8 protein-coding genes and 3 pseudogenes are annotated in these 6,562 nt (G+C 68.9%); 6 read left to right on the top strand and 5 right to left on the bottom strand.

Annotated elements, in window-relative coordinates:
• Positions 1–148: 148 nt before the first annotated feature.
• A pseudogene (locus ACFWSK_RS37145) lies at positions 149–546 on the bottom strand (transposase); the annotation flags it as partial.
• A 191-nt stretch (positions 547–737) separates the two neighbouring features.
• On the opposite strand from ACFWSK_RS37145, the pseudogene ACFWSK_RS37140 reads away from it, so the two are divergent.
• Positions 738–1,463 (top strand): annotated as a pseudogene (locus ACFWSK_RS37140) (SidA/IucD/PvdA family monooxygenase); the annotation flags it as partial.
• A gap of 6 nt (positions 1,464–1,469) precedes the next feature.
• Here the strand turns inward: ACFWSK_RS37140 and ACFWSK_RS37135 are convergent.
• From ACFWSK_RS37135 to ACFWSK_RS37125, 3 genes are all read right to left on the bottom strand, one after another.
• A complete protein-coding gene (locus ACFWSK_RS37135; RefSeq protein WP_383796452.1) occupies positions 1,470–1,976 on the bottom strand; it encodes a GNAT family N-acetyltransferase in 507 nt (168 codons plus the stop codon).
• Positions 1,966–2,301, bottom strand: a complete 336-nt coding sequence (locus ACFWSK_RS37130) for an ArsR/SmtB family transcription factor (RefSeq protein WP_383796449.1) — start codon at positions 2,299–2,301, stop codon at positions 1,966–1,968. The genes ACFWSK_RS37135 and ACFWSK_RS37130 overlap by 11 nt, the downstream gene beginning before the upstream one ends.
• A gap of 64 nt (positions 2,302–2,365) precedes the next feature.
• Positions 2,366–2,725: an ArsR/SmtB family transcription factor gene (locus ACFWSK_RS37125; protein WP_383796446.1), complete on the bottom strand. Its 360-nt coding sequence runs from the start codon at positions 2,723–2,725 to the stop codon at positions 2,366–2,368.
• 188 nt (positions 2,726–2,913) lie between these two features.
• Between ACFWSK_RS37125 and ACFWSK_RS37120 the strand changes: the two genes are divergently transcribed.
• The 4 genes from ACFWSK_RS37120 to ACFWSK_RS37105 all read left to right on the top strand — a co-directional run bounded on the left by ACFWSK_RS37120 (position 2,914) and on the right by ACFWSK_RS37105 (position 5,657).
• The gene (locus ACFWSK_RS37120; RefSeq protein ID WP_383796443.1) at positions 2,914–3,090 is read left to right on the top strand and encodes a hypothetical protein; all 177 of its coding nucleotides are present in this window, start codon (positions 2,914–2,916) and stop codon (positions 3,088–3,090) included.
• A 51-nt stretch (positions 3,091–3,141) separates the two neighbouring features.
• Entirely contained in the window at positions 3,142–4,497 is a 1,356-nt protein-coding gene (locus tag ACFWSK_RS37115) for an NAD(P)-binding domain-containing protein (RefSeq protein WP_383796441.1), read from the top strand.
• A 33-nt stretch (positions 4,498–4,530) separates the two neighbouring features.
• Positions 4,531–4,995, top strand: a complete 465-nt coding sequence (locus tag ACFWSK_RS37110) for an ArsI/CadI family heavy metal resistance metalloenzyme (RefSeq protein ID WP_383796438.1) — start codon at positions 4,531–4,533, stop codon at positions 4,993–4,995.
• 143 nt (positions 4,996–5,138) lie between these two features.
• On the top strand, positions 5,139–5,657 hold the full coding sequence (locus ACFWSK_RS37105) for a hypothetical protein (protein ID WP_383796435.1): 519 nt from the start codon (positions 5,139–5,141) through the stop codon (positions 5,655–5,657).
• 86 nt (positions 5,658–5,743) lie between these two features.
• Here the strand turns inward: ACFWSK_RS37105 and ACFWSK_RS37100 are convergent, their stop codons facing one another.
• Complete coding sequence (locus ACFWSK_RS37100; protein ID WP_383796432.1) at positions 5,744–5,992, bottom strand: helix-turn-helix domain-containing protein; 249 nt, start codon at positions 5,990–5,992, stop codon at positions 5,744–5,746.
• A gap of 335 nt (positions 5,993–6,327) precedes the next feature.
• Here ACFWSK_RS37100 and ACFWSK_RS37095 point away from each other — a divergent pair.
• Positions 6,328–6,562 (top strand): annotated as a pseudogene (locus tag ACFWSK_RS37095) (transposase); the annotation flags it as partial.

The following is a 6,562-nucleotide window of genomic DNA, read 5'->3' as shown; positions in this document are numbered from 1 at the left end:
GATGATCGCTGCACGTGCCCGGTTCCCCACCACACAGTCCATGATCAACGATCAAGGGCCCGACGCGCCACCGCTAACCATGCACGAGCTCGTAAGCGTTGTCCCGTAAATGATCTACGACGTGTTCGCTGACCTGCTCGTTCCTTTATCACCTGGCGAGGGCGAGGTTGTGCAGGCGGGCGATGCCGAGCATGGCGTGGTGAACGCCGTCGCCTTTGAGGCGGCGGTCGCGGAGGATCTTCCAGGTCTTCATCCGGGCGAAGGCGTGCTCGACGCGGGCGCGGACCTTGCGGTGTGAGGTGTTGTGTTCCTCTTTCCATGCCTCGAGTTCGTTCTGGCCGGGTTCGCGACGGTGCGGGATGACCAGACCGGTGCCCCGGTAGCCGCCGTCCGCGATGACCGTGGTCTGGCCGACGGCGGCCTTCGCACCGGACAGCTCCCTGCCTTGCAGTCGTTTCGGTTGCCGGGCAAAGGACGGCCGACTGCGACGACCAGCCGGGTGTCCGCGTCGATGACGACCTGGTGGTTGGTGGAGTACCGGTAGTTCTAATAGGTCATCGGTGAACCCAGGCGCGTGAGTGCAGGGGCCACCAGGCGAGGTCGAAGCTTGGATCCCTCTGCTCAGACCGGCCCTGCCTCGCCTGTGCCCTGCCGGGCGGAGACCTCGGTAGTTCCGGGGCCTTGACCTCTCGTCAAAGACCGGTCCCGCCCGGCAGACGCTCGAACCACCAGCTTTCAGCGCGACCGGCACGTGGTGGCGGCCCTTCCTGCCCGCTGTACCCGGCCGGGACGACTTCCGTGGCCGTCAACTTCACACCGTCGGGTACCGAAGCCCGGCCGTCTTTGCCGGCCAGCGCGTCGTCGTGGTCGGCGGAGGCAACTCCGGCGCCCAGATAGCCGCTGATCTCGCGTACGACACCGAACTCACCTGGGTCACACAGCGCCCGGCCCGTTTCCTCGCCGACGACATCGACGGCCGGGACCTCTTCGACGCGGCAACCGCCCGCCGCCGCGCACTTGACGCCGGGACGACCGACACCGGCGGGGTCGCGTCTCTCGGGGACATCGTCGCGGTACCGCCGGTGCGTGAGGCCCGGGATGCGGGGCTTCTCAAGACTCAGCCGATGTTCACCCGCCTCACCGCGGACGGCATCGAATGGGCCGACGGTACGAGGACCGAGGCCGACACGGTCATCTGGTGTACCGGCTTTCGCCCTGCCCTCTCCCACCTCGCCCCGCTCGGACTGCGTGGCTCACTCGGCCACATCCCGACAGTCGGCACCCGTGCTGTCGACGAGCCCCGCCTGCACCTGCTCGGCTACGGCGACTGGACCGGCCCCGCCTCCGCCACCCTCATCGGCGTCGGCCGCCCCGCGCGCGACGCGACCCGCGAGATCGCCGAACTCCTGGGCCTCATGCCGGCTGCAGGCCCCACCCTGCCGCAGCCCAAGAGGGGTTTCTAGAAGGCATCACAGGACCTGAGAGCTTCGGCGCTCCAGGAGCAGGACGTCACGCCAAACGCCGTGATGGCGGCCGATGCGATCTCGGGTGCCGATCACCCGGAAGCCGGCCCGCTCGTGGAGGGCGAGGCTCGCCGTGTTCTCGGGGAAGATGCCGGACTGGATCGTCCAGATGCCGGCCGCTTCGGTCGAATCGATGAGGGCGTCGAGGAGGGCACGGGCGATGCCCTTGCCGCGTGCCCTCGGATGTACGTACACCGAATGCTCGACGACTCCGGCGTACGCGCAGCGGTCGGAGACCTTGGACGCGGCGACCCAGCCCAGCACCTTTCCGTCATCCGGGTCCTTGGCGATGAACCGGTGCTCGGGCAGCTTGGCGGCGTCGAACTCGGGCCAGGTCGGAGCCTGGTGCTCGAAGGTGGCGTTTCCTTCGTCGATGCCCGACTGGTAGATGGCGAGGACCTGTTGGGCGTCCACAGTAGTCAGCGGCACGATCTTCGGTGCGTCAGCAGGCATGGTCCGCCTCCTGACCCAGGATCGCCCGGACCGCGGCCGGGAAGCACTCCAGGCAGGCGGCGTTGACCGTGTAGCGCGTCGAGGTGCGCTGCCGCTCGGCGAGGACGAAGCGGACCTCGGCAAGGATCTTCAAATGGTGCGACACCGTCGACTGCCCGATGGGGAGCCGCTCGACGATCTCCCCGACCGCCATCGGCCGCCGCTCGGCGGACAGCAGGTTCAGTACGCGTACACGCATCGGGTCGGCGAGCGCCTTGAACCAGTCGGCATAGGTGACGGCGTCTTCGTGGCTCAGCAGCTCCGGTCCACGCTCAGTACTCTTCATCGATTATCGACGATAGTCGATTAAATGCACGCACGGAAGACCAGGGAGCGCTGCCGTCGCCCGTTCAGGCGGCGTACTTGCCCAGGATGTGGCCCATGGTGGCGAGCACGGACGGCTCGACCCGGTAGTACACCCAGGTGCCGCGCCGCTCGGACGTGAGCAGGCCCGCTTCCTTCAGCTTCTTCAGGTGGTGCGAAACGGTCGGCTGGGAGACGCCGACGTCGGAGATGTCGCAGACGCATGCCTCGCCACCCTCGTGCGAGGCGACGGCGGAGAAGAGCCGCAGGCGAACCGGGTCGCTCAGGGCCTTGAACATCGCAGCGGTGCGTACCGCTTCCTCTCCGGTGAGGGGGCGTTCGTTCAGCGGCGGGCAGCAGGGAGCCACGTCCGGCTCCAGCAGCGGCAACACCTTCACATTCGACATACGTCTATGTTGACACACATCGAACCAAGCCGCCGATCGTGGCGGCCGGCAGCCTGGATCCGAGAAGGGCGCGCTGCGGTCCCGGGCGGCGCGGGATCATCAAATTCGACACATGTCTATGTTGACAACAGTCAATGCAAGTGCGAGGCTCGACGCATAGACAGGCATCGAATCAGGGAGTTCTTGCCATGGCTTCACGTATCCGGACCGCCCTGACCGCTGTCGGATCCCGCCCCACGGCGCACCGCTCGCCGGACACCGAATTCTGCGAGTCGTGCTCGCAGGTGTGCGATCCCGCCTGCCGGTCCGTTGCCTACCGCCACCGTGTGGAGCTCTCGGTCTCGCTGTACGGCCGCACTCCCTGATCCGAACCGACACCCGCCTCCCGCACAGCCCGTCACCAAGGAGAAACAGTCATGAGCGAGCAGAAGCTTCCGGTCGTCGTGATCGGCGCCGGTCCGGTCGGCCTGGCAGCCGCCGCCCACCTGGTGCAGCGCGGCATCGAGCCCCTGGTAGTGGAAGCTGGAGCCGACGCGGGCAGTGCCGTCCGTGAGTGGTCGCACGTGCGGCTGTTTTCGACTTGGTCCGAGGTCGTCGACCCGGCGGCCGAGAAGCTGCTCGCCCCGACCGGCTGGACCACGCCCGATGGTGCGACGTACCCCTCGGGCGGTGACTGGGCCGCGGACTACCTCCAGCCGCTTGCCGACGTTCTGGGCGACAAGGTCCGCTTCGGTGCTCGCGTCACCGGTGTATCGCGCCTGGGCCGCGACCGGGTCGTGGACGCCGACCGTGAGCAGCAGCCGTTCACCGTCCATGTCCTGAACACCGACGGCTCGGAGGAGCGGATCACCGCCCGCGCCGTCATCGACGCCTCCGGCACGTGGTCCACGCCCAGCCCGATCGGCGGCGACGGCCTGCCCGCCCTGGGCGAGCGTTCGGCCTCCGGCCGCATCTCCTACCGCGTACCCGACCTCAAGGACCCGGTTGTACGGGCCCGATACGCCGGCAAGCGCACCGCCGTGATCGGCTCCGGCGCCTCCGCGTTCACGGCCCTCGCCTACCTGGCCGACCTCGCCAAGGACGCGCCCGGAACGCATGCGGTGTGGGTTCTGCGGCGTGGGATCGGCGGCTCCACGTTCGGCGGCGGCGAAGCCGACGAGCTTCCCGCACGCGGCGCTCTGGGCCTCGCGGCCAAGGCCGCAGTGGAAGAGGGGTACGCCTCGGCTGCCACCGGCTTCCGGACCAGCGTGGTCGAGAAGGCCGACGACCGGCTTGTGCTCGTGGCCGAGGGCGGCCACCGGCTCGACCCGGTCGACGAGGTCATCGTCCTCACCGGATTCCGCCCCGACCTGTCCTTCGTCTCCGAGCTCCGCCTCAGCCTCGACGAGCGACTCCAGGCCCCGACGGAGCTTGCCCCACTGATCGACCCCAACCAGCACTCCTGCGGAACGGTCTACCCGCACGGCGTGAAGGAGCTGTCCCACCCGGAGCAGGGCGTCTACCTGGTCGGCATGAAGAGCTACGGCCGCGCACCGACGTTCCTCGCCATGACCGGCTACGAGCAGGTCCGCTCCATCGCGGCTGCCCTCGCCGGGGACCAGGAGGCAGCGGAGCGCGTCGAGCTGACACTTCCGGAGACCGGAGTCTGCGGCGGCGCGGGCCTCTTCGACGAGCCCGACGCGGCCGAGTCCGAGGGTGGCGGCGGCTGTTGCGCCGCTCCCACCACTGTCCAGATCGGCGTAGGAGCCCCGGCACCTTCCGGCGGCTGCTGAGCCCTCACCCACCCCTCTAGCAGGAGGCACGCCATGTCCCGCGTACAACTCGCCCTCCGCGTCCCCGACCTCGCCGCGTCGATCGCGTTCTACACCAAGCTCTTCGGCACCGAGCCCGCCAAGCTCCGCGACGGCTACGCCAACTTCGCCATCGCAGAGCCCCCGCTCAAACTCGTCCTCATCGAAGGGAACGCGGGAGAGGACACCCGCATGGATCACCTCGGCGTCGAGGTCGATACCACCGAAGCCGTGCACGCCGCCACCACCCGCCTGAACGATGCGGGCCTGGCCACGGCCGAGGAGAAAGACACCACCTGTTGCTACGCCCTCCAGGACAAGGTCTGGGTCCACGGCCCCGGCCAGGAACCCTGGGAGGTGTACGTCGTCAAGGCGGACGCCAACTCCCTGGCCAAACAGGAAGGCAGCACCTGCTGCGCCACCCCGGCCGCCGCCGACACCGGCGCGGGCGAACCTGTCGCCACCAGTGGCTGCTGCTGACCCGACGATGACCGATCCCCACACCAGCGAGGCCGCGACCGGAACAGGGGACCGGTCGCTGCCTCGCGGCGTCCTCCCCGCGCTGGTGCGCCACCCAGATCACCGGCGCGATCCTCGTCGAAGGCACCTGGTACTGCCCCTCCATGCCCCAGCCCCTCATCGACGCGACGAAGGACCTCTACGCCGAGCGCATCGACCGTGAGACCTGGACCAAACTGATCGCCGCCCGCAAAGCTTTCCGCCTTGTACCCAAGGAGAACGAGGACCCGCAAGGCCACCAGCGCATGATGTGTCCCGCCGAAGCCGGCAAGGGGCAGTGCCTCCTCAAGCCGCGCAGCCTCAGCCGCGGCATCTACCTCCCGCTCGTCGACCCCGAGCCCAGCCCCGCCGGCCCCGTGAAGGTCTGCCGCCAGCGGAGCCTCACCATCGCCCCGGAAGCCGGTGCCAAGCACTGGCAGGCTCTGGAGTACGGGGAGACGAGCAATGGCAGAAGGTCTACTTCCGCCTCCGCAACAGTGTCGAGGGCTACAACGGCTACGCGAAAAACCCCCTCGCGGAAGCCATCGAGGCATCGGGCCGCATCCGCGGCCTCGCCGCCCAGACCGTTCTGCTCGTCTTCCAGCTCGCCCACGCCAACCGCCGGAAGATCAAAAACGCTCTGAACGCACCCCCTACTGGGGTCCCCGTAGTAACCGCCGCAAGAACAACGGATATCGCTGACCTGCTGGGATCTGGCTTGGAGCGCTGGTCAGCCTTCCCGTCCGACTTGTTCAACGATGGCGCCCTCGCGGTGTTTGCGCAGCTCCCGGTACAGCGTGGAGCGGCTGACGCCGAGCTCGGCGGCGACCTGCTCGGGGATCGCGCCGTCCTTGATCCGCTGAGCTGCCCCGGCTCGGGTGGTCGCGTTCAGCTTCGCCGGACGCCCCGTCGGCAGGCCGCGGGCTTCCTTGGCTGCGCGGGCGCCGGCGGCGCGCTCCAGCATGTAGATCCGTTCCATCTGGTCGGTCAGGGCGCGTCGGAGGTGGCTGATCGCGCGGGTGAGCTGACCCTTCCTGCCGCGATCGACCGGATTCGGCCCGGTCAGCGCCCCCCTTCGCCCGCACCGACGCAGCATCCGCGATCGCGGACGTCCAGTCCAGATCGCCCCTGGCACCAAGCTCGTCCAGCACCGCCCGGTGCAGCCTGCGCCACAGCCCGGCCTCGGTCCACGCGGTGAACCGGCGGTGCGCAGTGGCGGGCGAGATACCGAACGACTGCGGCAGATACCGCCACGTGCACCCGCTCGGCCGTGATCACCGCCCGCTCGTCCACCGGAGCAGTACCCCCGCCCGCCGGCTCCACCCGAGACTGACCCACCGCTCGGCCTGGACCGCCGAACTGGGTGCCCTGCCGGTCATCGAGGGCACCGTGATCCGTCCGCAGGTAGAGCACCTGCCCAGCGGCGCGACACCGAAGCCGGTCTGGCTGTGGTGGTCGGGCACCGACGCCACCGAAACCACCGTCGACCTGCTCTGGCAGGCATTCCTGCGACGCTTCGACATCGAACACACCTTCCGGCTCTTCAAAC

Origin of the sequence: Streptomyces sp. NPDC058620 (assembly GCF_042717135.1) — a bacterium.
Taxonomy (GTDB): Bacteria; Actinomycetota; Actinomycetes; order Streptomycetales; family Streptomycetaceae; genus Streptomyces.
Note: the sequence above shows the minus strand (reverse complement) of the source record. Positions and strands in the feature narration are given on the sequence as shown.

What these genes read in the sequence shown, in the direction of transcription:
- ACFWSK_RS37135 (WP_383796452.1), bottom strand. Translation starts at nt 1,976, where the DNA reads ATGCCTGCTGACGCACCGAAGATCGTGCCGCTGACTACTGTGGACGCC.
- ACFWSK_RS37130 (WP_383796449.1), bottom strand. Translation starts at nt 2,301, where the DNA reads ATGAAGAGTACTGAGCGTGGACCGGAGCTGCTGAGCCACGAAGACGCC.
- ACFWSK_RS37125 (WP_383796446.1), bottom strand. Translation starts at nt 2,725, where the DNA reads ATGTCGAATGTGAAGGTGTTGCCGCTGCTGGAGCCGGACGTGGCTCCC.
- ACFWSK_RS37120 (WP_383796443.1), top strand. Translation starts at nt 2,914, where the DNA reads ATGGCTTCACGTATCCGGACCGCCCTGACCGCTGTCGGATCCCGCCCC.
- ACFWSK_RS37115 (WP_383796441.1), top strand. Translation starts at nt 3,142, where the DNA reads ATGAGCGAGCAGAAGCTTCCGGTCGTCGTGATCGGCGCCGGTCCGGTC.
- ACFWSK_RS37110 (WP_383796438.1), top strand. Translation starts at nt 4,531, where the DNA reads ATGTCCCGCGTACAACTCGCCCTCCGCGTCCCCGACCTCGCCGCGTCG.
- ACFWSK_RS37105 (WP_383796435.1), top strand. Translation starts at nt 5,139, where the DNA reads ATGCCCCAGCCCCTCATCGACGCGACGAAGGACCTCTACGCCGAGCGC.
- ACFWSK_RS37100 (WP_383796432.1), bottom strand. Translation starts at nt 5,992, where the DNA reads ATGGAACGGATCTACATGCTGGAGCGCGCCGCCGGCGCCCGCGCAGCC.